23 protein-coding genes and 1 pseudogene are annotated in these 23,435 nt (G+C 68.5%); 20 read left to right on the forward strand and 4 right to left on the reverse strand.

Annotated elements, in window-relative coordinates:
* Positions 1 to 105 precede the first annotated feature (105 nt).
* From ACSFCA_RS32890 to ACSFCA_RS32915, 6 genes are all read left to right on the forward strand, one after another.
* Complete coding sequence (locus tag ACSFCA_RS32890) at positions 106 to 648, forward strand: Rrf2 family transcriptional regulator (RefSeq protein ID WP_097200932.1); 543 nt, start codon at positions 106 to 108, stop codon at positions 646 to 648.
* A gap of 124 nt (positions 649 to 772) precedes the next feature.
* Positions 773 to 1,498 carry an SGNH/GDSL hydrolase family protein gene (locus ACSFCA_RS32895; RefSeq protein ID WP_258351475.1) on the forward strand — a complete coding sequence of 242 codons (726 nt, stop codon included), beginning with the start codon at positions 773 to 775 and terminating at the stop codon, positions 1,496 to 1,498.
* Between the two features lie 165 nt (positions 1,499 to 1,663).
* Positions 1,664 to 2,284, forward strand: a complete 621-nt coding sequence (locus tag ACSFCA_RS32900; RefSeq protein WP_435462448.1) for a sensor histidine kinase — start codon at positions 1,664 to 1,666, stop codon at positions 2,282 to 2,284.
* A gap of 339 nt (positions 2,285 to 2,623) precedes the next feature.
* Positions 2,624 to 3,124: a sigma-70 family RNA polymerase sigma factor gene (locus ACSFCA_RS32905; RefSeq protein ID WP_435462476.1), complete on the forward strand. Its 501-nt coding sequence runs from the start codon at positions 2,624 to 2,626 to the stop codon at positions 3,122 to 3,124.
* Entirely contained in the window at positions 3,121 to 4,194 is a 1,074-nt protein-coding gene (locus ACSFCA_RS32910) for a FecR family protein (protein ID WP_258351477.1), read from the forward strand. Before ACSFCA_RS32905 ends, ACSFCA_RS32910 begins: the two co-directional genes overlap by 4 nt.
* The gene (locus ACSFCA_RS32915; RefSeq protein ID WP_435462447.1) at positions 4,191 to 6,617 is read left to right on the forward strand and encodes a TonB-dependent siderophore receptor; all 2,427 of its coding nucleotides are present in this window, start codon (positions 4,191 to 4,193) and stop codon (positions 6,615 to 6,617) included. The genes ACSFCA_RS32910 and ACSFCA_RS32915 overlap by 4 nt, the downstream gene beginning before the upstream one ends.
* 19 nt (positions 6,618 to 6,636) lie before the next feature.
* Here the strand turns inward: ACSFCA_RS32915 and ACSFCA_RS32920 are convergent.
* Positions 6,637 to 8,035 (reverse strand): annotated as a pseudogene (locus ACSFCA_RS32920) (aminotransferase-like domain-containing protein).
* 354 nt (positions 8,036 to 8,389) lie between these two features.
* On the opposite strand from ACSFCA_RS32920, the gene ACSFCA_RS32925 reads away from it, so the two are divergent.
* From ACSFCA_RS32925 to ACSFCA_RS32955, 7 genes are read left to right on the forward strand one after another with little or no spacing between them, the layout of a single operon-like run.
* Positions 8,390 to 8,872 carry an MSMEG_0572/Sll0783 family nitrogen starvation response protein gene (locus ACSFCA_RS32925; RefSeq protein WP_093058775.1) on the forward strand — a complete coding sequence of 161 codons (483 nt, stop codon included), beginning with the start codon at positions 8,390 to 8,392 and terminating at the stop codon, positions 8,870 to 8,872.
* Between the two features lie 13 nt (positions 8,873 to 8,885).
* Entirely contained in the window at positions 8,886 to 9,941 is a 1,056-nt protein-coding gene (locus ACSFCA_RS32930; RefSeq protein ID WP_093077112.1) for a Nit6803 family nitrilase, read from the forward strand.
* Positions 9,904 to 10,974 carry an MSMEG_0568 family radical SAM protein gene (locus ACSFCA_RS32935; RefSeq protein WP_435462475.1) on the forward strand — a complete coding sequence of 357 codons (1,071 nt, stop codon included), beginning with the start codon at positions 9,904 to 9,906 and terminating at the stop codon, positions 10,972 to 10,974. Before ACSFCA_RS32930 ends, ACSFCA_RS32935 begins: the two co-directional genes overlap by 38 nt.
* Before the next feature lie 2 nt (positions 10,975 to 10,976).
* A complete protein-coding gene (locus tag ACSFCA_RS32940; protein ID WP_435462446.1) occupies positions 10,977 to 11,549 on the forward strand; it encodes an MSMEG_0567/Sll0786 family nitrogen starvation N-acetyltransferase in 573 nt (190 codons plus the stop codon).
* On the forward strand, positions 11,546 to 12,556 hold the full coding sequence (locus ACSFCA_RS32945; protein ID WP_258351481.1) for a sll0787 family AIR synthase-like protein: 1,011 nt from the start codon (positions 11,546 to 11,548) through the stop codon (positions 12,554 to 12,556). Before ACSFCA_RS32940 ends, ACSFCA_RS32945 begins: the two co-directional genes overlap by 4 nt.
* The gene (locus ACSFCA_RS32950; RefSeq protein ID WP_093077109.1) at positions 12,547 to 12,831 is read left to right on the forward strand and encodes an MSMEG_0570 family nitrogen starvation response protein; all 285 of its coding nucleotides are present in this window, start codon (positions 12,547 to 12,549) and stop codon (positions 12,829 to 12,831) included. Before ACSFCA_RS32945 ends, ACSFCA_RS32950 begins: the two co-directional genes overlap by 10 nt.
* Positions 12,832 to 12,864: 33 nt before the next feature.
* Positions 12,865 to 14,166 carry an MSMEG_0569 family flavin-dependent oxidoreductase gene (locus ACSFCA_RS32955; RefSeq protein ID WP_435462445.1) on the forward strand — a complete coding sequence of 434 codons (1,302 nt, stop codon included), beginning with the start codon at positions 12,865 to 12,867 and terminating at the stop codon, positions 14,164 to 14,166.
* On the opposite strand, the gene ACSFCA_RS32960 is transcribed toward ACSFCA_RS32955, so the two are convergent.
* A complete protein-coding gene (locus ACSFCA_RS32960) occupies positions 14,163 to 14,861 on the reverse strand; it encodes a response regulator transcription factor (protein WP_258351484.1) in 699 nt (232 codons plus the stop codon). The two genes, ACSFCA_RS32955 and ACSFCA_RS32960, sit on opposite strands and share 4 nt — an antisense overlap.
* Positions 14,862 to 15,104: 243 nt before the next feature.
* Between ACSFCA_RS32960 and ACSFCA_RS32965 the strand changes: the two genes are divergently transcribed.
* Together ACSFCA_RS32965 and ACSFCA_RS32970 are read left to right on the forward strand one after the other, a co-directional pair.
* Positions 15,105 to 16,439, forward strand: a complete 1,335-nt coding sequence (locus ACSFCA_RS32965) for a DotU family type IV/VI secretion system protein (RefSeq protein WP_435462444.1) — start codon at positions 15,105 to 15,107, stop codon at positions 16,437 to 16,439.
* Positions 16,436 to 17,560, forward strand: a complete 1,125-nt coding sequence (locus tag ACSFCA_RS32970; protein WP_435462443.1) for a type VI secretion system protein — start codon at positions 16,436 to 16,438, stop codon at positions 17,558 to 17,560. The genes ACSFCA_RS32965 and ACSFCA_RS32970 overlap by 4 nt, the downstream gene beginning before the upstream one ends.
* Before the next feature lie 26 nt (positions 17,561 to 17,586).
* On the opposite strand, the gene tssJ is transcribed toward ACSFCA_RS32970, so the two are convergent.
* Positions 17,587 to 18,099, reverse strand: a complete 513-nt coding sequence (gene tssJ, locus ACSFCA_RS32975) for a type VI secretion system lipoprotein TssJ (protein ID WP_435462442.1) — start codon at positions 18,097 to 18,099, stop codon at positions 17,587 to 17,589.
* Positions 18,100 to 18,170: 71 nt separating this feature from the next.
* Here tssJ and tssA point away from each other — a divergent pair, with 71 nt between their 5' ends.
* The 5 genes from tssA to ACSFCA_RS33000 all read left to right on the forward strand — a co-directional run bounded on the left by tssA (position 18,171) and on the right by ACSFCA_RS33000 (position 22,545).
* Positions 18,171 to 19,211, forward strand: coding sequence for a type VI secretion system protein TssA (tssA, locus tag ACSFCA_RS32980; RefSeq protein WP_435462441.1), 1,041 nt, complete (start codon positions 18,171 to 18,173; stop codon positions 19,209 to 19,211).
* 51 nt (positions 19,212 to 19,262) lie between these two features.
* Complete coding sequence (tssB, locus tag ACSFCA_RS32985) at positions 19,263 to 19,781, forward strand: type VI secretion system contractile sheath small subunit (RefSeq protein WP_093058765.1); 519 nt, start codon at positions 19,263 to 19,265, stop codon at positions 19,779 to 19,781.
* A 49-nt stretch (positions 19,782 to 19,830) separates the two neighbouring features.
* The gene (gene tssC, locus ACSFCA_RS32990; protein WP_093058764.1) at positions 19,831 to 21,327 is read left to right on the forward strand and encodes a type VI secretion system contractile sheath large subunit; all 1,497 of its coding nucleotides are present in this window, start codon (positions 19,831 to 19,833) and stop codon (positions 21,325 to 21,327) included.
* A 152-nt stretch (positions 21,328 to 21,479) separates the two neighbouring features.
* Positions 21,480 to 21,959: an Hcp family type VI secretion system effector gene (locus tag ACSFCA_RS32995; RefSeq protein WP_258351489.1), complete on the forward strand. Its 480-nt coding sequence runs from the start codon at positions 21,480 to 21,482 to the stop codon at positions 21,957 to 21,959.
* A gap of 85 nt (positions 21,960 to 22,044) precedes the next feature.
* Positions 22,045 to 22,545, forward strand: coding sequence for a peptidoglycan-binding domain-containing protein (locus tag ACSFCA_RS33000; RefSeq protein WP_258351490.1), 501 nt, complete (start codon positions 22,045 to 22,047; stop codon positions 22,543 to 22,545).
* A gap of 61 nt (positions 22,546 to 22,606) precedes the next feature.
* On the opposite strand, the gene ACSFCA_RS33005 is transcribed toward ACSFCA_RS33000, so the two are convergent.
* Positions 22,607 to 23,401, reverse strand: coding sequence for a PP2C family protein-serine/threonine phosphatase (locus ACSFCA_RS33005; protein WP_435462440.1), 795 nt, complete (start codon positions 23,399 to 23,401; stop codon positions 22,607 to 22,609).
* Positions 23,402 to 23,435 lie beyond the last annotated feature (34 nt).

Here is a 23,435-nt window from a genome sequence, read left to right on the forward strand (position 1 = left end):
TTCGATTTGTTTCAAAAAAGGCCTTTACCTCCCGAAGGAAACTTTCCCGGTCTTTTGCACACCTATCACGCATTGTTTGCAAAACCCAACACCGAGGAACACTCCATGCGTCTCACGACGAAGGGCGGCTTCGCCTTGACGGCCATGATCGATGTCGCCATGCGCGAACGGGATGGCCCCGTACCGTTGGCGTCGATCAGCCGACGACAGCACATTGCCCGCTCGTCGCTCGAACTGCTGTTCAGCAAGCTGCGCCAGCATGCGCTGATCAAGGCAACGCGCGGACCGGGCGGCGGCTACACGCTGACGCGCAGGGCGTCCGAAATCACCGTGGCGGACATCCTCGCTTCGGTCGATGGACAGCCACTGGCCGACACCGAAGCCTCACCGAACAAGGAAGACGCCGGCAGCAGCAAGGGCTGCTACTCGACCGATGCGTTGTGGGCCTCCGCCAAGCACCATGTCATGGAATTCCTGGGCTCCGTCACGCTGCAGAGCCTGGTCGAAGACCAGCTGGCCAAGGGCGTGCGCGTCGAGCACGAGCCCCCGAAGAAGAAAGAAACCCCACCGAGCCCCGCGGCCCTGCCGATGCGCGTGAACGCGCCGAACTCGGTGTTCGCGTGGAACGGCGTGTTCGCCAAGCGCTGAAGACGAAGCAGGCTTTACATGGCCGACTGACCTGAAACGCAAGGCGCATTGCGGGTTTTGAAAACTCGTACGGCAAGGGATCGATGCTTCCGGAAAACGCCGGAGGCCCTTGCCGGAGATCGCCTTGGTTTCTCTTTCCGCACGCCCCCACGCGGCCTGTGTCCGCCTGTCCGACATCGCTTTCACGCTGCTTGCCATCCTTGCGATCGGTGCGCTGGTCCCCGCCTGCGGAGGCGACAGGGGCAGCAGCAATAGCCACAGCAGCAGTGCCCCGACCCGTCCGGCGGCGTCCGCGAAAGCTCCCGACGACGCACCCCGCGACTGCACCGTCACCCTGGAGGGCGACTCGATCCTCCACGGTGCCTACGGCTACAACAAGCGCTTCGACGAGCCGCCCGCGGCGATGCTCAAGCGCCTGCGGCCGGCCTACACGGTGTTCGACAACAGCGCGCCGGGGTCGACAGCCACCCAGCGCGCGCCCGCCTTCTCCAGCACACCGCTGACCACGCATTTCGTGGTGCTGCAACACGGCATCAACGACGGGCAGTTCGGCCAGCCCTACGAGCCGGCGCTGCGCCGCATGGTGGCGCACGTGCAGGCCCAGGGGCGCACGCCGGTCATCACCGGCCTCAGCCGCCAGACGCACCCCGCACCGGGCAGGGACGCGGCCGACAACATCGCCCGGCGCGTGGCCGGCGAAACCGGCGCGCTGTTTGCCGACTGGGGTGCCGTTTCCTTCAAGCCCGCCGAAATGGCGGACGTGCTGCACCCCGCGCCCGCCTACAGCGAACGGCTGGTCGGGCGCATCGTGGCCTTGCTCGACCAGGCCGCGCCCGAGTGCAGGTACTGACGCCCGCAACTTTTTTCGATGCGCCATTACGGGTTTTGGCGGCTCCGTTCGGCAAGGAAGTGAATTCACCTGAGACCGAAAGAGGAGCCGCCTCGCCATGCTTCAGAGCACTTTCCATACACCGTCGCCCAAGTCGCTCACATCGCCCCGCCAGGAGGCTGCCAGATGAGCGTCAGCAGCCTTTGCATCGTCGCGACCGCCTTCTTCGCGCTCGGCGCCGTCTGGTTCACGGGCAAGGCGCTCAGTGTGCGCGCCGCGGGCACGCCGCCGGCCCACATCGGCGCGCGGCCGGGGCCCGTCGCCACGCGCGAGCGCATCGACCTGCGACAGCCGCTGCGCGCGCTCGCCGTCACCCACGGGGCGACGCTGGCGCAACGCGGCATCGGGCTCGACCTGCGCCTGCCGGAAGATCCGCTGCCGGTGGCCGTGATCGCCGGCGACCTGCCCCAGCTCATGGCGCACATCGCCGACGCGGCGGCCGCCACCTTGCCGCAGGGCACGACGCTGCACGTGCTGGCGCGCGCCGAAGGGCACCAGGCGGTGATCAGCTGGCGCGAGGCCACTATCGGCAGCGACAGCGACACCGACGCACCCCGCCTGTCGCACGCCTTCGAAACCAGCGCCAGCCGCACGGCCACGCCCCGCATCCATGCCTGCCGGGCCATCGTGGCGCGGCATGGCGCGCGCATCTATACCGCGCCCTCTCCTCTTGGCGACGGCTGTCTCACGCTGCGGTTTCCGCTGTACGGCGACCGCGCGGCGCGCGCCCCGAAGGGGTTGCTGTGATGGCCACCCCCTGGCTCTTCGTGCCGCCGCGCCCCCGCGCACGAACACGGGCGCGAGCCACCGTCGGTGTCACTGGCTCCCTGCGCTCCTGGCTGGCCAGCGTGTGCTGCCTCGGCGCGGCGGCGGGCGGCCTTGCGCTGTCGATCGGCCTAGGGCGCTGCGAGGCTGGCAGCACCAGCGCCGCCAACGTATCCACGCTCGCGCCCATCATGCAGACCCGGGGCCATCCCCCGGTGGGATGCAGCCGCGGCAGTAAAGCTTTCACAAATGTCAACACAGTGAGATAGATTCATGCCTGCAACGCTCGCTGCGTTCCCGAACGACTTCTCTCTGCCTTCCATGCCGGACCGTCCTCCCACGCGCAGTGTGGAAACCCTCTATGGCGACCACCACGGCTGGCTGCTCGGATGGCTGCGCCGCAAGCTCGGCCACGCGGGCGACGCCGCCGACCTCGCACAGGACACATTCGTGCGCGTGCTGGGCCGTCCGGGCGATGTGGAAGAGGTGCGCGAGCCGCGTGCCTGGCTCACCACCATCGCGCACGGCCTCGTGGTCGACCACGTGCGCCGCCGCACGCTGGAGCGCGCCTGCATGGAAGCCATCGCGGCCCTGCCGGAGCCGCAGGCGCCCTCGCCCGAGACGCAACTGCTGCTGGTCGAGGCGCTGGTGCGCATCGACACCATCCTCGACGGCCTCCCGCCCAAGGCGCGCAGCGCCTTCCTGCTCTCGCGGCTCGACGGCCTCGGCTATGCCGAGATCGCGCAGCGCCTGAACGTGAGCCTGAGCTCGGTCGAGAAATACATGGCAACTGCCATCCGCCACTGCCTGGCGCTGCGATGAAACCTGCATTCCCCTCTTCTTCTCCTTCGTCCGGCGACGGCGGCAACGCCTCCGACCTGCTCGAACAGGCCATCGCCTGGGTCGTGCGGCTGGGCTCCGGCAGCGCGGACGAAACAACGCACAACGCCTGCGACGCATGGCGCGCCGCGCACCCCGCGCACGAACAGGCCTGGCAGCAGGTGCAGGCCGTGGAAGACGCCTTCCGCCAGGTGCCGCGCATCGGCAGCGGCATGAGCAGTGACATGGGCGACGCAGGCGGCGCGCTGGCCCACGGCGCGCTGCAGGCCGCGACCCTGATGCGCGCGCAACAGCAGCGGCAGCAGCAAAGCCGGCGCCGCGCGCTCAGCGTGCTGGGCCTGGCTGTCACCGGCGGCGTTGTCGGCCTGTTCGTCTGGCGCGAAACGCCCTGGGAACGGCGCACCAACTACGCCACCGCCGTGGGCGAGCGCCGGCGCGTGACGCTGGCCGACGGCACCGAGCTGAACATCAACACCGGCTCCGAGGTGCAGGTGATCTTTTCGCCGCGCCAGCGGCGCATCGTGCTGAGCCGCGGCGAGCTCTTCGTGCGCACCGGCGCCGACAGCGGCGCGCTGCTGGGCCACCGCGCCTTCTGGGTCGAGACGCCGCATGCCCGCTTCGAGGCGCTGGGCACGCGCTTCGGCGTGCGCGAGCAGGACGACCAGACACGGCTGTCGCTCACCGAAGGCCGCGTGGCCATCCACACCGAAGGCGCACCGCCGGTGGTCGCGCAGGCGGGCGACGGCTACATCGTGCGCGGCGGCGCGGCACAGCCCCAGCGCATCGTGGACCGCAGCTTCGAGCCCGACGCCTGGACCGACGGCGCTCTGGTGGCCCGGCAGATGCGCCTGGACGCCTTCGTCGCCGAACTCGCGCGCTACCACGGCACGCCGCTGCTGTGCGATGCGGACGTGGCCTCGCTGCGCGTGTCGGGCGTGTTCCAGCTCAACGGCCCCGACCCGGTCGGCCGTGCGCTCGAAGCGCTGGTTCGCACACTGCCTGTACGGCTCGAACATGGCACAGGAGGCACATTGACTGTTGCGCGACGTTGAGACGGCTTTCTCCGGACCGCCCACCCGGGTTCTGGCGGTTCCGGCCGGCAAGGCCCACCCTGCTTCCCGCGCTGCTGCTGGGCGTCGCGGCGGGATGGGCTGCGCCCGCAGGATCCGCACGCGCACAGGCGCAGGCTTCCGCGCGCGCCGGTTTCGATGTTCCGGCCGGCGCGCTCGAAGACGCGCTCAGCACCTTCGCGCGCCAGGCCGGCATCACGCTGTCTTTCGATCCGGCGCTGGTGCATGGCAAGAGTGCCGCCGTGCTCCAGGGCAGCCGCACGGTGCCCGAAGGCCTGGCCGAGCTGCTGTCGCCCCACCAGCTGGAGGCCGTGCCCGGCAGCAGCGGCGCCTATGCGGTGCGCCCGGCCGTCGCCACGGCGGCAGCCCCGGGCACCGGCAGCACGCTGCCCACGCTCACCGTCACCGCGCAGGGCGAGCGCGCTGACGGCCAGGTGCAGGGCTACGTGGCGCAGCGCAGCGCCACCGCCACACGCACCGACACGTCGCTGCTCGAGACGCCGCGCGCCGTCACCGTCGTCACGCGCGCGCAGATGGACGACCAGGCCGTGCACACCGTCGAGCAGTCGCTGCGCTACTCCGCCGGCGTGCTCACCGAGGTCAGCGGCTACGACCCGCGCTTCGCGTCGCTCACGGTGCGAGGCTTCACGCCCGCCGAATACCTCGACGGCTTCAAGCTCCCCACCACCAGCCTCGTCACGCGGTGGCTGGTCGAGCCGCAGGCGCTGGAACGCGTCGAGCTGCTGAAAGGACCGGGCGCGGTCTACGACCCGTCGGCGCCGGGCGGGTCCATCAACATGGTGTCGAAGCGCCCTTCGGCGGAGGCGGTTCGCGAGGTGAGCCTTTCGGTAGGCAACCGCAACCGCTACCAGGGCAGCTTCGACCTCGGCGGCGCGATGAACGCCGACGGCAGCCTGCTCTTCAGGCTCAACGGCGTGCTGCGCAACAGCAACGGCCAGACCGACTTCTCGCGCGACGACCGCAGCTTCATCGCACCGTCGCTGACGTGGACGCCATCGCCGCGCACCAAGGTCACGCTGATGGCCGAGGCCACGCGCGACCGCATGACGCCCAAGAGCATCTGGCCCGAAGGCGCGCTCATCTCGCCCAACCCCAACGGCAGCATTCCGCGCGAGCGCTTCATCGGCGAGCCCGGCTTCGACCGCTACAACCGCGACGCGTTCTCGCTCACCTACCTGCTGGAGCACCAGCTGAACGACAACTGGACGCTGCGGCAGAACGCGCGCCACGCGACGCTCGACATCGACTACCGGCAGATCTACGGCACCGGCTTCGAGAGCGACCTGCGCACGCTCGACCGCTCGGCGGTGCGGATGAAGGACAGGAGCCGCACCACCACGCTCGACACCCAGCTCGAAGGGCGCTTTCGCACCGGGCCGGTGGAGCACACGCTGCTGATGGGACTGGAGTACCAGCGCCAGAGCAGCACCACGCAGACCAGCGTCGATCCGGCCTCCTCCATCGATGCCTTCGCACCGGTCTATGGCGCGCCCGTGCCCGAGCCCGCGTTCTCCGTTCAGTCGACCAACGGCATCACGCAGCGCGGGTTCCACGTGCAGGACCAGATGCGCGCGGGGCCGTGGTCCCTCGGGCTGGCCGTGCGGCAGGACCGAGCGCACAACAGCGCCAGCCCGGGGCCGCAGGCGGCGGCGTCGTCCATCGGCCTCGACACCAACACCAAGACCACCTACAACGCGGGCCTGCTCTACCTCGCGCCGAACGGCCTGGCGCCCTACTTCAGCTACTCGACCTCGTTCACCCCGCTGCTGGGCACCATCGCCGGCGGCGGCGACCTCCTGAAGCCTGAGCTCGGCCGGCAGTTCGAGGTGGGCCTGAAGTACCGCCCGCCGGACGTGGACGCACTGTTCACCGTGTCGGTCTTCGACCTGAAGAAGAACAACTCGCCCACGTTCACCCCGTACGTGCTCAACCCGGTTTCGCAGATCGGCGAGGTGCGCACGCGCGGCCCGGAGTTCGAGGCGCGCGCCTCGCTGACCCGACAGCTCAAGCTGGTGGCCAGCTACACCCTGCTCGACGCAAAGATCACCCGCAGCCTGAACCCCGAAGAACTGGGCAAGCAGCCGCTCAACACAGCGCGCCAGACCGCCGCGCTGTGGCTCGACTACCGCTTCGGCAGCTCCGAGCTGCAGGGCTGGAGCGTGGGCGGCGGCGTGCGCCGCGTCGGCAAGGTGCCGGCCAGTGTGGACAACAGCAGCTACAACCCGGCCTACACGCTGGTCGATGCGGCCATCCGCTATGAACGCGGCCCCTACAGCTTTGCGCTGAATGCCACCAACCTCTTCGACAAGAGCTACGTCGCGGGCTACGGCCAGTACTTCGGCCAGGGGCGCACGGTGCAGGCGAAGCTCACCTACCGCTGGTAGCCACCACGGCAGCGGCTGGTCAGCGCAGCGTCGCGTGCGGATGCAGCGGATGCGCCAGCGTGTCCGCAATCAACCGCAGCGCCTGATCGCACTGCTCGCGCGACATCGGCCCGCCCAGGCAGATGCGCACCGCATCGGGCGGGTCGCCATCGGTGGAAAAAGCCGCACTCGCCACCACGCCCACGTTCTGCGTGCGCAGGTACGACGCGAACTCCACCGGGCTCCATCCCGGCGTGAGCGGCAGCCAGGCATGAAAGCCCTCGGGGTGCGCCTGCAGGCCGCTGTCGCCCAGATAGCGCGTGGCCAGCACCTGCCGCGCCACCGACTCCGCGCGCACCGCCTGCAGCATCTCTTCGGTCGTGCCGTCTTCCACCCACATCGTGGTCAGCGCGTTGGTGATGGGCGAGGCCATCACGGTGGTGGCGCGCATCGCACCCGCCAGCCGCTGCGACTGCACCACCGTCGGCGAGCACACGTACGCGCTACGCAGCCCCGCGCCGAAGCACTTGGAGAAACCGCTCACGTAATAAGTGAGCCCCGGCGCCAGCGTGGCCAGCGACGCGGGCGTCTGGCGCGGCAGCATGCCGTAGGCGTCGTCCTCGATGATCGGTACCGCATAGCGCAGCGCCACGTCGGCCAGCGCCTCGCGCCGCGCGCCGCGCGCGCGACACGGTGGCGGCCGTGGGGTTCAGCAGCGTGGGGTTGCAGTACAGCGCCTTGGGCTTGAGCGTCTTGCAGGCGTGCTCGAAGGCATCGGCGATGGGGCCGTCGTCGTCCATCTGCAGCGCGTGCAGCTGCACGCCGAGCTGCGCCGCGATGGCTTTCACGCCGGGGTAGGTGAGCGACTCCACGCAGATCAGCTCGCCCGGCCGCGCCAGCTGCGAGAACAGCGCGGTCAGCACGCCGTGGATACCAGGGCACACCAGGATGCGGTCGACGCTCGCCTCGGGCACGAAGGGCCGCAGCCAGTGCATGGCGGCGGCGCGGTCGTGCGCGGTGCCGCCGAAGTCCTGGTAGCGCAGCAGGTCGTGGAAATCGACCTGCGCAAAGGCGCGACTCGCGCTGTCGTGCAGCCGTGCCATCAGGTGCTCGTCGCCGGGCTCGGGCGGCATGTTCATCGTCATCTCGGCGCCGCTGCCGCCGCGCAGCCGCAGGCTCGGGCTGCCCGAGCGAATGAAGGTGCCGGTGCCGGCGCGCGAGTCGATCAGCCCGCGCTTGCGTGCCTCGGCGTAGCCGCGCGCCACCGTCGTGTAGTTCAGCTCCAGGTCGGCAGCCAGCTCGCGCAGCGTGGGCAAGCGGTCGCGCACGCCGAGGCGACCGGTCTTGATGTCGTCGGCGATCAGGTCGGCCAGCAGCAGGTAGGCCGGCCGGGAGGTGTTGCGCAGCTGCTTGCGCCAGTGGGCGGTGATCGTGGTCATCGGTGATGGTCCGGCGAAGTTGATTGCATTCATTGATTGCATCTGGCTACCGATCAACATGCAGGATCTGCGCCCGCTCCAGAGGGGAAGAATGCTTCGATCAGGTGCGATCAACCCCATTGATCGGGTGCATTGATCGCATGGCATGTGCGTCGTCACGGTGCAGAACAGGCCGCGCAGGCCCACCTCGAACCCGCGTTTTCGGGTGCCGGAAAAAATTTTGCGCGCACGCAGCCCGCACTGCTGCACGTTGATCGCGCATTGATCGCATGAACCCGGCAAACCGCTGGCACATCGCCTGCGAAGGAAAAGGCACGCAACACCTGCGTACCCACCACCCAACCGGAGTACCCCATGCCCAAAGTCACCCGCCCCCGCAACGAAAAAGGCGAGTTCCTCGTCGACTACGAAGAGAAGGTGTTCGAAGACGTCAAGGCCGAGCCCGGCCAGAAGGCGCTCGTCACCTTTCATACCGTGGCCTTCGAGGGTTCGATCGGCTTCGTGAACCTGCTGCAGGCCACGCGGCTGCGTCGCAAGGGCTTCGAGACTTCCGTCCTGCTGTACGGCCCCGGCGTGACGCTGGGCGTGCAGCGCGGCTTTCCCACGCTGGGCGACGAAGCCTTTCCGGGCCACCAGAACTTCAACAAGCAACTCGCCAAGTTCATGGAAGAGGGCGGCAAGGTGTACGCCTGCCGTTTCGCGCTGCAGGCGCTGTACGGCCACGGCGAAGGCGCGCTGATCGAGGGCATCACGCCGATCAACCCGCTCGACGTGCTCGACCTCGTGCTGCTGCACAAGAAGGCCAACGCCGTGGTCATCGACACCTGGACGCTGTAAGGCAGCACGAGCGATGGCTTCCACCTCCCGCATCGTGCGCGCAGCGGCGATCCAGATCGCGCCCGACTTCGAGCGGCCCGACGGCACGCTCGACCGGGTGTGCAGCGCCATCGACGAAGCCGCATCGAAGGGCGCGCAGATCGCGGTCTTTCCCGAGACCTTCGTGCCCTACTACCCCTACTTCAGCTTCGTGCTGCCGCCGGTGCTGCAGGGTGCGCCGCACCTGCAGCTGGTGGAGCGCGCGGTGGTGGTGCCCGGCCCCGTCACGCAGGCGGTGGCCGAGCGGGCCCGCGCGCGCGGCATGGTGGTGGTGCTCGGCGTGAACGAACGCGACCACGGCAGCCTCTACAACACGCAGCTGGTGTTCGACGCCGACGGCACGCTGGTGCTCAAGCGCCGCAAGATCACGCCCACCTATCACGAGCGCATGGTCTGGGGCATGGGCGACGGCGCCGGCCTCAAGGTGGTCGACACCGCCGTGGGCCGCGTCGGCGCGCTGGCCTGCTGGGAGCACTACAACCCGCTCGCGCGCTACGCGCTGATGGCGCAGCACGAGCAGATTCACTGCGCGCAGTTTCCCGGCTCGCTGGTCGGCCCGATCTTCGCTGAGCAGATGGAAGTGACCATCCGCCACCACGCGCTGGAGTCGGGCTGCTTCGTGGTCAACGCCACCGGCTGGCTCACAGACGAGCAGATCCGCTCGGTCACGCCCGACGCCAATCTGCAGAAGGCGCTGCGCGGCGGCTGCCACACGGCCATCGTCTCGCCCGAGGGAAAGCACCTCGCGCCGCCGCTCACAGAGGGCGAAGGCATGGTGGTAGCCGACCTCGACATGGCGCTGATCGCCAAGCGCAAGCGAATGATGGATTCGGTCGGCCACTACGCGCGGCCCGAGCTGCTGTCGCTCGCCATCAACGACCGGCCGGCGCAGACCACCGTGCCCATGCACCTCACGCAACCTTTCGCCCAACGGAGCCCCGACCATGACGACAACACCCACGACGATGCAGCCCCAGGACAGCCGGCAGCTGATGACAGAGCTCCAGTCCTTCGGGTTGCGGCTGGTTGACCCTTCGGCCGGCGTCTCGAGCCGCCGCGGCGGCGCGGGCCCGTCGGACCACAAGGCCGTGACGGTCGACGGCCACACGATCATGGTGCCGGTCCACACCTCCACCGCCTGGCACTCGCCCTTCACCGCCGAGGCGCCCGACGCCACCGGCATGAGCCGCGTGATGCGCGGCAGCATCCCCATTGCAAGCATCAGCTTTCCGAAGCAGCCGCGCTTCTACGCGATGCAGACCTTCGACGGCGTGCCCTACTCGCACATCGCCACGCTGCACGGCAGCGACGTGCTGGCAACCACCGTGCTGCAGACCTGCATCCGCTACGAAAGCCGCAAGAAAAGCTGCAAGTTCTGCGCAATCGGCCAGTCGCTCGCGGCCGGCCGCACCATCGCGCGCAAGACGCCAGAGCAGCTTGCCGAGGTGGCGCGCGCCGCCGTGCTGCTCGACGGCGTGAAACACATGGTGATGACCACCGGCACGCCCAACGCCACCGACCGCGGCGCGGCCGTGCTGTGCGAGAGTGCCTTCGCCATCAAGGCCGCGGTCGACATTCCCATCCAGGGCCAGTGCGAGCCGCCTGACGACGACCAGTGGTTCCACCGCATGAAGGCCGCCGGCATCGACACGCTGGGCATGCACCTCGAAGTGGTCACGCCCGAGGTGCGCGAACGCATCATGCCGGGCAAGGCCAGCGTGCCCGTCTCGCGCTACATGAGCGCCTTCGAAGCGGCGGTGGGCGTGTTCGGTCGCGGGCAGGTCAGCACCTACATCCTGGCCGGGCTGGGCGACACGCGCGAAGCCATCCTCGACACCTGCGACCAACTGCTGGCGCGCGGCGTGTACCCCTTCGTCGTGCCCTTCGTGCCGATCAGCGGCACGCCGCTCGAGGACCATCCGGCCCCCACGCCGGAGTTCATGAAGTCGCTGCTCGCGCCGCTGGGCGAACGCGTGGTGGCGGCGGGCCTGCGCTCGGCCGACATCAAGGCCGGCTGCGGCAAGTGCGGCGCGTGCTCGTCGTTATCGGTCTACGAAAGCTGAGCATGCTGTGCATCGACGACCTCTGCGAGATGCGCGAACGGATGGGCGACCACTACGCGCCCGTCGAATACCTGGTGCGCGAAGCCGCCCAGCAGTGGGAGCGCGACGAGGCCATGGCGCTGCGCCGCGCGGTGTTCTGCATCGAGCAGGGCATCTTCGCGCGCGACGACCGCGATGCCATCGACGACCACGCGCGCCTGCTGGTGGCCATGTCGTGCAACGGCGGCATGCCCGAGCAGGTGGTGGGCACGGTGCGCATCCATCGCGGTGAAGCCGAAGGCGAATGGTGGGGCTCGCGGCTGGCGGTGCACCCCGCGTTCCGCAGCCAGGGGCATCTGGGCGCGACGCTGATACGGCTGGCCGTGTCGCGCGCCAACGCACTGGGCTGCGAGACCTTTTTCGCGCAGGTGCAGATGCAGAACGTGCCGCTGTTCAACAAGCTTGGCTGGACGGTGCTCGAAGAAACGAGCGTGCATGGCCGCCCGCATGCGCGCATGCAGGCCGACCTCGATCGCTACCCGCCCTGCCACGACCCCGTGAGCGGCTTCGTCACGCGCGCCAAGGTGCTGGCATGACGACGAACGTCCGCGAGATTGCCGAAGCCCTGCGCGCCACGCGCGGCTTCGCCCACAAGCGCGACATCAGCGACGTGGTGTCGGCCCTCGGCCGCTCGCTGCCCGGCGGCCATGCCGCGCTCGCGCAGGCCGTGCCAATCGGCGACGACTGCGCGGCCATTCCCGACGGCCACGGCGGCTACCTGCTGTTCGCCATCGAAGGGCTGGTGGAAGACTTCATCGTGCGCATGCCCTGGTTCGCGGGCTATTGCGGCGTGATGGTCAACGTGAGCGATATCTACGCCATGGGCGGGCGTCCCACCGCGGTGGTCGATGCGCTGTGGAGCAGCGGCATGAGCCCCGCCGACGACGTGCTGCGCGGCATGGCCGAGGCCGCCGTGCGCTACGGCGTGCCCATCGTCGGCGGGCACAGCAACAACCGCAGCGAGCGGCCGCAACTGGCAGTGGCCATCCTCGGTCATGCGCGCCGGCTGCTGACCAGCTTCGACGCGAAGCCGGGCGACCTGCTCGTGATGGCCGCCGACCTGCGCGGCGCCTACGAAGAGCCCTTTCCATACTGGAACGCCTCGACCCACGCGCCCGCCGCACGGCTGCGCGCCGACCTGGAGCTGCTGCCGGCCATCGCCGAAGACGGCCTGTGCGGCGCCGCGAAAGACATCAGCATGGCCGGCGCGGTGGGCACGGCCATGATGCTGCTCGAATGCTCTGGCGTGGGCGCGCGCATCGACCTCGATGCGCTGCCACGGCCCGACGGCGTGCCGCTGCTGCGCTGGTTGTCTTCGTTCCCCAGCTACGGCTTCGTGCTCAGCGTGGCGCCCGCGCAGGTGGCGTCGGTGATGGCGCGCTTTGCCGCGCGCGACATCGCCTGCGGCGTGATCGGCGAAGTCGATGCCACCCGGCGGGTGCGGCTGCGCGCTGAAGGCGAAGAGGCGCTGCTGTGGGACTTCGGCAGTGATGCCTTCATCCAGCCGCCCATCGCCCTGCGGGAGCCCGCCACATGCCTGTGATGCATTTCCGCGTGCGCTGGCCCGATGCCAGCGAAACCCGCTGCTATTCACCTTCCAGCGTGGTGCGCGACTACCTCGCGCCCGGCGAACGCTACGCCCTGGCCGACTTCATGCGGCGCACGCGCGAGGCACTGGGCATGGCCTCCGAGCGGGTTCGCGCGAAGTACGGCTTCGCCTGCTCGCAGGCCATGGACCAGCTCGCCGAGATCGAACACATCGCCACGCGCTTCAGCGAAACCGCAGAGGCCCAGGTCACCGTCGTCGCCTTCGACTGACCGTCCCCACATCCAGAGAGAAAGAAGAAACCCATGTCACACCCCTACGGCGGACGCAGCCACTACAGCGTCGTCATCGTCGGCGGCGGCCAGGCCGGCCTGTCGCTGAGCCATTGCCTGCAGCAGCGCGGCATCGACCACCTCGTGATCGAGAAGCGCAGCCTCGTGCACACCTGGCGCACGCAGCGTTGGGATTCGTTCTGCCTCGTCACACCCAATTGGCAGTGCCAGCTGCCGGGCTGGGGCTACATCGGCAGCGATCCGCACGGCTTCATGGTCAAGGACCAGATCAACGAATGGCTCGCGGGCTTCGTCGAGCACGTGAAGGCGCCAGCCATCGAAGGCGTGACTGTCGAACGCATATCACGCGATGGCGAACGCGAGCGCTTCAGCGTACAGACCGACGCCGGCCTCTACACCGCCGACCAGGTGGTGGTGGCCTCCGGCGGCTACCACCGCCCCATCGTGCCGCGCCTGGCCGAGAAGCTGCCCGCAAGCGTGGCGCAGTTCCACTCCGCGCAGTACCGCAACCCGGCGCAGCTGCCCGAGGGCGCGGTGCTGGTGGTGGGTTGCGGCCAGTCGGGCGCGCAGATCGCCGAAGACCTGCACCTGGCCGGCCGCAAGGTGCACCTGGCCACCGGCAACGCGCCGCGCTGTGCGCGCTTCTACCGGGGCCGCGAGGTGGTCGACTGGCTTGCCGACATGAAGTACTACGACATGCCGGTCACCGAGCATCCGCTGCGCGAAGGCGTGCGCGACAACACCAACCACTACGTGACCGGCCGTGACGGCGGACGCGACATCGACCTGCGGCGCTTCGCACTCGAAGGCATGGAGCTGTATGGCCTGCTGAGCGGCTTCGACAACGGCAGCTTCGAGCTGCAGCCCAACCTGCGCGACAACCTCGACCAAGCCGACGGCACCTACAACCGCATCAACGCATCGATCGACAAGCACATCGCCGCGCAGGGCATCGAGGCGCCGCCGCCTTCGGTCTACGCGCCGGTGTGGGAGCCGCAGGAAGAACGCACGCGGCTCGACCTTGCGGCGGCGGGCATCACCGGCGTGGTCTGGTGCATCGGCTTCTCACCCGATTTCGCATGGGTCGACGCGCCGGTGTTCAACGGGCGCGGCGCACCGGTGCACCTGCGCGGCGTGACGAACGAGCCGGGGCTTTACTTTCTCGGGCTGCCCTGGCTGCACACGTGGGGTTCGGGTCGCTTCTCGGGCGTGGCGCGCGATGCCGAGTTTCTGGCCCAAGCCATTGCGCAGAGAAAAGAGGGGTTGCGCGGCAGTGCCGAAACCGCACCGCCCCCCGAGTTGCGCGCAGCCTAGGCCTGCTGCGCCTCGGTCAGCGCCTGCGCAGCCACCACCGCCTCTGTGCGGTTGCGCACATTGAGCGCCCGAAAGATGGCTGCCAGGTGGATCTTCACGGTGCCTTCGCTGATACCCAGGCTACGCCCGATCAGCTTGTTGGGCTTGCCCTGCGACAGCAGCTGCAGCACCTCGACCTGGCGCTCGGTGAGCACGTTGCGCAGGTGCTCCAGCGTCTGGGTGCCGCCATTGCCGCCGCCTGCGCCGCGCGTCAGCGCCTCGGTGGCCGCCTGCGGCCCCATGCCGGCCACGATGCCCGGCGGCAGCGCGGTGAGCATCATCGGCGGCACATACACGCCGCCGGCCAGCACCAGCCGCACGGCCGAGAGCATGACCTCGGGCGAATACGCCTTGGGAATGAAGCCGAGCACGCCGCGCTCGAGCGCGCTGCGCATGATGGCCGGGTCTTCGTAGCCCGACAGCACGATCACCGGCACGGCCGGATGGCGGCGGCGGATTTCGTCGATGTGGGCCTGGCCGTCGGCGCCTGGCATGTTGAGGTCGATCAGGGCCAGGTCGAGATCGTCGGTGGCTCCGGCAAGCAATTCGTCGACGCTCATCGCCAGAACGAATTCGATGCCAGGCTCCAGCTCCGACAACTTGGCTTTGACCGCCTCGATGACGAGCCGGTGGTCGTCGGCGATCAGGATTTTCATGATGTCTTTCCCCGTGTCCCAGCGTGCAGTGCACTTGCAGACGCTGAAGATACCGGCGAATGCCCCGCTCAGCAAGGCCGCCCGCCCCACCAACGGCATAGACCCCAAGCGATATGGCGCCCGCCGCGCCCCCTTTGAAAGAATGAACGCCTACTCGAAGGAACCGGGGACATGGGCATGTGCCATCGCAGCAGACTCTGGCGCCGGGCATCCTTCGCAACGCATGGCTGAGCGGGCCCGCCCATGGCTCGCCTTCTAGACTGCTTCTCCAGCTTCATCTCGTTCGGCCTCGCACTGGACGCATCGATCGTGGCCGGCACGCCCATGCTGGCGCACGATGCTGCACAGCAGCAGGCCCGCCAGCGGCTCGACGCGGCCCGCGCCGCCGCCGAGGCCTCGGGCACGCCCGCGGGGCAGATCGAATCGGCGGCTTTCGCAATGGTGGCCTGGATCGACGAAATCCTCGCGCGCCACCCCGAGGCCACCTTGGCGGCAGGCGCGGCGGCCCCGCTGCAGGTGCAGCTCTTCAACTCCAACAACGCGCACAGCGAGTTCTTCCACCACCTGTCGGCCCTGGGCGCGCGGGACGACGCGGTGCGCGAGGTGTACTGGCATGCACTGGCGCTCGGCTTCAAGGGCCAGTACTACTTCGAGGACGGCGACCAGGGCGAGCTGGGCAAGCTGAAAGACCTGCACGGCAGCCAGCTGCTGCTGCGCCCGCTGTCGACCGGCAGCCTGGTGCAGGACCGCATCACGCCGCAGCCCTACGAGGTGCCCGACCCGCGCGGCCCCAACGACACGCGCCGGCGCGACCGCACGCTGCTGCTGAGCAGCGCCGCGCTGGCGCTGGCGCTGCCCCTGCTCTACCTGCTGTGGCTGTGGTCCACCGGGCCACCCGCGGCCGCCACCGGCCTGAGCCAGCGCGTCGAGCAGCACCTGCAGACTTTTGCCTGCGCCGACCTCACGGCCACCGTCGACCGCGACGGCCGCACGCAGGTGACCGGCTTCGTCTCGCTGCCGGGCGACTTGCCGCGCGTGGAGCATGAAGTGAGCGCGCTGCCCGGCGTGAAGGCGCCGCGCTTCGACATCGGCCTGCGCGTATGGCCGCACTGCGAGGTGTTCGCCATCCTCAAGCCCTACCAGATGCGCAACAACGAGAAGGTCTACGGGCTGGACGTGACCGCGCCCTCGGCCCGAGAAGGCCAGCTGCGCGAGGGCGACAACGTGCGCGTGCAAGTGGTGGCGCCGCGCCACGACAGCTACATCTGGGTCGACTACTACACGGTCGACGGCTCGGTCATGCACCTCAATGCCGGGCAGATGCCCACGCGGCTGCACGCCGGCGAAACGCTGGAGCTGGGCCGCGACATTCCGTCGAGCTGGCTGGTGAGTCCGCCCTTCGGCAACGTGCTGGTCACCGTGCTGTCGTCGCCGACGCCATTCAGCGAAACCTCCGATCGTCCGCCCTACGAGCTGGCCTCCGCCTACCTGCTGCGGCTGCGCGAGGCGCTCGCGGCCGGCAAGAGCAGCGAGCGGCTGATCGCCGACTTCGTCTTCCTCGAGACCGTTTCCCGATGAACGCCCTGCTCTCGCCCACCCATCGCTTCTGGCTGCTGCTGGCGCTGTGCCTGCTCGGCTTCGGCCTGCTGTACGCGGTGGTGCGCGATGCGGGCCGCGGTGCGCGCCGACGGGGGCTGCAGAAGCGCATCGCGGCGCTCGGCGCGCCATCCACCGGCGCCGACGAGGTTGCCATCGACGCCCTGAGAGACGGCATGGCGCAGGCGCAGCAAGCCCTGCGCCGCTCGCCACGGCCGAAAGCCGTGGTGCCCGCGCCGTGGTTCCTGTGCTTCGGCGACGCGGCAGCCAACCTGCCCGGCCTGTTCGCGACAGCGCACGCCGAACGCGTGCCCCCGCCCGCCCCCGCGAGCGGAGGTGGCAGCGGCGAACCCTTCGGCGCGACGTGGTGGCACTGGTGGCTGACAGGCGCGACGGTGTCCATAGAGATCCATCCGGGCGCGCTCGGCGACACGGCCGGTACGCCGCCGCTGCGCGGCTTGTGGCTGCAGTCGCTGCTCGCGCTGGCCGAGCGGCGCGACCGGCTACCGCTCAACGGCCTGGTAGTGGGCGTGGCGGCGGGCGAGCTGCTGCATGCCGATGCCACGGAGCTGAAGTCATTGGCCGCACGGGCGCGCCGCCTGCTCGACGAAACCAGCGACACCCTGCGCCTGCAACTGCCCACCTACCTCGTCGTGACCGGGCTCGAACAGCTCACGGGCTATGCGGCCCTGCGCGGCGCGCTGCCGCCCGAAGTGCTGGCGCAGGTGCTGGGGCATCGCCTGACCGATGCCTCGCCCTTCATCGAGACACCGGCCGGCGAGCGGCTGGATGCCGTGTTCGACCCCATCGCGAAGCACCTGCACGCGCTGCGCATGGCGCTGCTGCGCGAGCAACCCGGCGCCGCAGGCCGGCTCGCCATTCACGAATTCGTGGAGGCCGTGCGCGCGCTGCAGCCCGGCTTGCGCCAGTTCGCGCAGGTGCTGTTCGAGAACCACGGCAAGTCCTCGCGCACGCCGCGCTGGCGCGGGCTCTACCTCACGGCAGCCGCATCGGACTCAACCCGCGGGGCCTTCGTGAATGATCTGTTCGAGCACTTCCTGCCCGCCGACCAACCGCTGGTGCGGCCAGGGCGGCCGTCATGACTCGCCGCCGGCGCAAGGTGCAGCGCTTACTTCGCGTCGATGCGCATTGCGCGTGCGCCCAGGTTCACGTCGAGCGCCTGCGCCTTGCCCGTGGTGACCGGACGCACTTCGCGCCAGCGCGCACGGTCGAGATCGCGGAACGCCGCCATCACGCCGATGGACTTCGCGTCGGGCGGCAGGTTGAAGTCGAGCTTCTTCGTCTCGCCGGGCCGCAGCAGCACTTCTTCGCGCTGCACGAGTTCAGCGCCGAGCGTGGCCTGGTCTTTCTCGAACAGCGAGAAGAAATCGGCGCCCTCGAACGGGCCGGGCGACTTCAATGCATACACGCGCACGGTGAGCGGCGAGGCCCGTCCACGCGCATCGGGGTTAGCGTCGGCGCCGGCCGTGAGGGTCACGGCCACCGTGGTGACCACCGGTTTGCTCGCGCAGCCCGCGATGAAAAGACCCGCTGCAGCAAGGCCAAGAGCTGCAATGCGGCGCCGCGTTGCCGCGCCAAGGAGGCCTTCATAGGACGAATGGTGTGTACCCAGCGTGCGCATGCTATTCCCTTCGTTGCATTGACCGGTCAAGACGCATCTTTGATTATCACCAGCGAACTCCAACAGGCAACATGCTGACCAACGAACTCGCAGCCACACTGCTCGCGCCCATCGGCGAGGCCTCGCCGTGCGGCGACGATCTCGAGTACGACGCGGACTTCATGACGCTGGTCTCGGCCGCGCAGGGCAAGCCCGAGCAGCAGTTCGGCGACACCGTGATCCCCGCGGTCGAACCCGAGTGGCGCGAAGTGGGCGAACGGGCCGACGGCATCCTGCGCCGCAGCAAGGACGTGCGCGCCGCGGTGCTGCTGCTGCGCGCATCCACCCGCATGCAGGGCGTGGAAGGCTTCGCCGCCGGGCTGCGCCTGCTCAACGGATTGCTCGACACCTTCTGGGACGGCATACATCCAAAGCTGGATGCCGACGACGACAACGACCCGACGATGCGCCTGAACGCGCTCGCGCCGCTGACCGACGAGAGCATGGGCCTGCGCGACCTGTACGAGGCGCAGATCGGCATCGCGCGCGGCGTGGGCCCGATCCGTGTGCGCGACATTGCCATTGCCCACAACACGCTCACCGCCGTCGGCGGCGAGGCCGCCTACTCCGCAGCGCAGGTGCATGGCGGGCTCGAAGCCATCCAGGCCGAGCGGCCCGAGGCGATCCAGGCCGCACTCGGCGTGCCCGCGCTGGTGGAGCAGCTGAAGAAACTCGTCGCCGATCACACCGGCCGCGCCGATGCCGTCGACCTCGAGCCGCTGCGCACCATCGCCCGCGTGCTGCAGAAGGCCTGCGCCGCCGCCAGCGGCGCGCCGGCCGACGCCGCTTCGGATGCCTCCGGCGACACGGCCGCCGATGCACAGGCGAACGGCAGCGCGGCCTCCCGCCCCGCCGCCGCACGCGGCGAGATCCAGAACCGGCAGGACGCGGTGCAGATGCTCGACCGCGTCATTCGCTACCTCGAGCAGACCGAGCCGGGCAACCCCGCGCCGCTTCTGATCGAGCGCGCCAAGAAGCTCATCGGCGTGAGCTTTCTCGAAATCATGGCCAACCTCGCGCCGAACGCGATGGACACCATCGAAACGGTCACGGGCCGCCGCCCGTCCGAGTAAGCCGGCACCACCCCACACCCGCCCCCATTCACACCCGCAAGGAGCATCTCCATGGCCAAGAGCAGTCAGAAATTCATCGCCCGCAACCGGGCGCCCCGGGTCCAGATCGAGTACGACGTGGAGCTCTACGGGGCAGAGAAAAAGGTGCAGCTGCCCTTCGTGATGGGCGTGCTGGCGGACCTCTCGGGCAAGCCGGCCGACCCGCTCGCGCCGGTGGCCGATCGCAAGTTCCTGGAGATCGACGTCGACAACTTCGACTCGCGCATGAAGGCCATGAAGCCGCGCGCGGCCTTCGCGGTAGAGAACTCGCTCACCGGCGAGGGCGACCTGAAGGTGGAGCTCACCTTCGAGAACATGGAAGACTTTTCGCCCGCCGCCGTGGCGCGCAAGGTGGGCGCACTGAACAAGCTGCTCGAAGCGCGCACGCAGCTGTCGAACCTCGTCACCTACATGGACGGCAAGGGCGGCGCCGAAGACCTGCTGGCCAAGGTGCTCGAAGACCCGGCCCTGCTGCAGACGCTGGCCGCGAGCAAGAAGCCCGAAGACGCCGGCGGCACACCCGCCGCCTGACGACTACACCCATCCGACCGCCACACAGGATCACGAGGAGTAAACCACCATGGCCACCGAAGCACTCGAACAGAGCGCGCTGAAAGATGTCGCGTATGCGGGCAGCGACTTTTCGTCGCTGCTGCAAAAGGAATTCAAGCCGCGCAGCGACGAAGCCAAGAGCGCCGTCGAAGCCGCGGTGCTCACGCTGGCGCAGCAGGCGCTGGCCAACAGCACCGTCATCGGCAAGGACGTGACCAAGTCGATCCAGGCCATGATCGCCGCGATCGACGCCAAGCTCACCGACCAGGTGAACAAGATCATCCACCACCCCGAATACCAGAAGCTCGAGAGTGCGTGGCGCGGCCTGCACTACATGGTGAACAACACCGAGACCGACGAGAACCTGAAGATCCGCGTGATGGACATCTCCAAGACGGATCTGGCCAAGAGCCTGAAGAAGTTCAAGGGCGCGGCCTGGGACCAGAGCCCGATGTTCAAGAAGATCTACGAGCAGGAGTACGGCCAGTTCGGCGGCGAGCCCTTCGGCGCGCTGGTGGGCGACTACCACTTCGACCAAAGCCCGCCCGACGTGGAACTGCTCGGCGAGATGGCCAAGATCGCCGCTTCGGCGCATGCACCGTTCATCACCGGCGCAAGCCCGAACCTGATGCAGATGGAGTCGTGGCAGGAGCTCGCCAACCCGCGCGACCTGACCAAGATCTTCCTTACGCCCGAGTACGCCGGCTGGCGCAGCCTGCGCGAGTCGGACGACTCCAAGTACCTCGGCATGTGCATGCCGCGCTTCCTGGCGCGCACGCCCTACGGCGCCAACACCAACCCGGTGGAAGAGTTCGACTTCGAGGAAGACACCGCCGGCGCCGACCACAGCAAGTACGCCTGGGCCAATGCGGCCTACGCGATGGCGACCAACATCAACCGTTCGTACAAGCTCTACGGCTGGGGTTCACGCATCCGCGGCATCGAGTCGGGCGGCGCGGTGGAAAACCTGCCGCTGCACACCTTCCCGAGCGACGACGGTGGCGTGGACCAGAAGTGCCCAACCGAGATCGCCATCAGCGACCGGCGCGAGGCCGAGCTTTCGAAGGCCGGCCTGCTGTCGATGATCCACCGCAAGAACTCCGACTTCGCCGCTTTCATCGGCGCCCAGTCGCTCAACAAGCCGGCCGAGTACGACGACCCGGACGCCACGGCCAACGCCAACCTGGCGGCGCGTCTGCCCTACCTCTTTGCCTGCAACCGCTTTGCGCACTACCTCAAGTGCATCGTGCGCGACAAGGTCGGCAGCTTCAAGGAGCGCGAGGACATGCAGCGCTGGCTGAACAAATGGATCATGAATTACGTGGACGGCGACCCGGCCAACTCGTCGGAAATCACCAAGTCGCAGAAGCCCCTGGCGGCCGCCGAAGTGGTCGTCGAGGAAGTGGAAGGCAACCCGGGCTACTACACGTCCAAGTTCTTCCTGCGCCCGCACTACCAGCTCGAAGGCCTCACGGTTTCTTTGCGCCTGGTGTCGAAGCTGCCGACGGCCAAGGGCGCCGGCTGAAAAAAATCTGGGGATTCTTCTTGAATTCCCGGTTCCGTTTCGTTCTATGAGTAGCTGCCGGGCATCGGAACTTACCTCCCACCGCCGGCAGCCATTTTTCTCGTTTCGATCATCAACCGCCCGAACGCAATCGGGTTCCAAGGAGTAGGAACATGTCATCTGACTTTCACATCAAGCTCGACGGCGTCAAGGGCGAGTCTTCCCACAAGGACCACAAGGACGAGATCGAGATTTCGTCGTGGTCCTGGAGCGTGGCCAACGCGTCGGGCGCGGGCTCCGGCGGCGGCTCGGGCAAGGGCAAGGCCACGCCCGGTGAATTCCACTTCACGCACACCTACGACAAGGCCTCCCCGGTGCTGGCCAAGAACTGCGTGAGCGGCAAGCACTTCAAGGACATGGTCCTGACCTGCCGCAAGTCGGGCGAAGGCCAGCAGGAGTACCTGAAGGTCACGCTGAAGGAAGTCTTCATCTCCAGCGTGGGCCCCGGCGGCGCGCAAGGCGGCGACGTGTACGAACAAGTGATGTGCTCGTTCAAGGACATCGAGTTCGCCTACAAGGCCCAGGACGACAAGGGCGCCGGCGGCGGCGAAGTCAAGTTCGGCTGGAACGTGGCGACCACCGAAACCCGCTGACGGGCGACGGACCGCCGGGCACGGCATCGGGCGCGCCAGTGCCCGGTGCGGTTTCCATGCGTCCTCACCGCACCGGAGCAATGCAATGGCATTCAGCACCCCAACCATCAGCAGCAGCGGCGCGCTGCTCACGACCTACAACACCGACTGGTCGGTCGGTCGGATCGGCTCCAACACACGTGAAGACGTGATGCTCGTGCAGGCGCTGTTCAAGATCTTCTACTACGAACTGCTCGGCTTCAACCACGATCTGGAGCCGCCTCCCGGCCAGACAGAGGTGATCGTCGTGGACGGCTACTACGGGCAGATCACGCAGAAGCACATTACGCACTTCCAGACGCAGGCGATAGCGCTCGGATACAAGGTTCTGCCGGACGGCATCTTCGATCCGTTCCGGGAGCCCGGTGCGTCCAGCACGATCAGCAAGACACGCTATGCGCTCGACCTGCTCAACAACGCCTGTGCCAACTGCTGCAAGGAGCAGGGCATCGACAACTACACCAACCTGCCGAACCGGGACGACATGCCCCTGTTGCTGCGCAGCGCGTTGAAGAAGGTCAAGAAGACGGCCAGGAAGTACAGCTGAGCGGCCCCAGCGACCGCCAGCCTGGCGCCCGTCCGGTGGACGGGCGTTTTTCTTTAGGGGCTCAGGTGTCCATCGATGCGGCGCTCTCGGGCATCAGCCGCGTCGCGTCGTCTTCGTCGTCCTCGATCACCCACAGCGTGAGCGCCGTGTAGTTGTCGTAGCCCGGCTTGGCATTCGCCTTGACCTGCGCATCGAGCAGCTCGGTCCACTGGCTGGGTGTGCGCGAGGCGTGCAGCGTGTCGATCAGGCATTCGTCGCCCAGCGGCTCCCAGATGCCGTCGCTGCACAACAGCAGCACGTCGCCGGGCAAGAGGCGCATGCGGTCCGACACCGCGATGTCGGGCGCCTCCTCTACCGAGCCCAGCGCCGACAGCAGCATGTTGCGCTGCGGATGCAGCCGCGCGCCTTCTTCGTCGAGCATGCCGCCGGCCACCATCTGCTGCACCAGGCTGTGATCGGTGGTACGCGCCACGATGGCGCCGCCACGGAACAGGTAGGCCCGGCTGTCGCCACTGTGCACCCATGCCAGAGCCTGGCTTTCGAGGTCGATGGCCGCGAACACGATGGTCGAGCGCATGCCCGCGAGCTTGCCGCCCTCGGCCTGGCGCGCCACCACGTCGAGGTTGGCCTGCTCCACCAGCCGGCGCAGCGTGGCCTCGTCGAGCCCCGGCGCGGCCGAGAAGCCGCCGAGCATGCTGCCGCGCGCGGTGGCCGCCGCCACGTCGCCGCCGCCATGGCCGCCCGCGCCGTCGGCCACCAGGCAGGCGACATAGCGCTCGTCGTGCCAATGGCCGTGCACGTCCTCGTTGTAGGTGCGGCCTCCCTGCCGGGAGAGCGTGACGATTTCGATTTCCAAGCGGGGTGCCTCGCGGGTGCTGGGGTTGTTCTGG

This window comes from Variovorax multivorans (assembly GCF_051216835.1).
Classification (GTDB): domain Bacteria; phylum Pseudomonadota; class Gammaproteobacteria; order Burkholderiales; family Burkholderiaceae_C; genus Variovorax.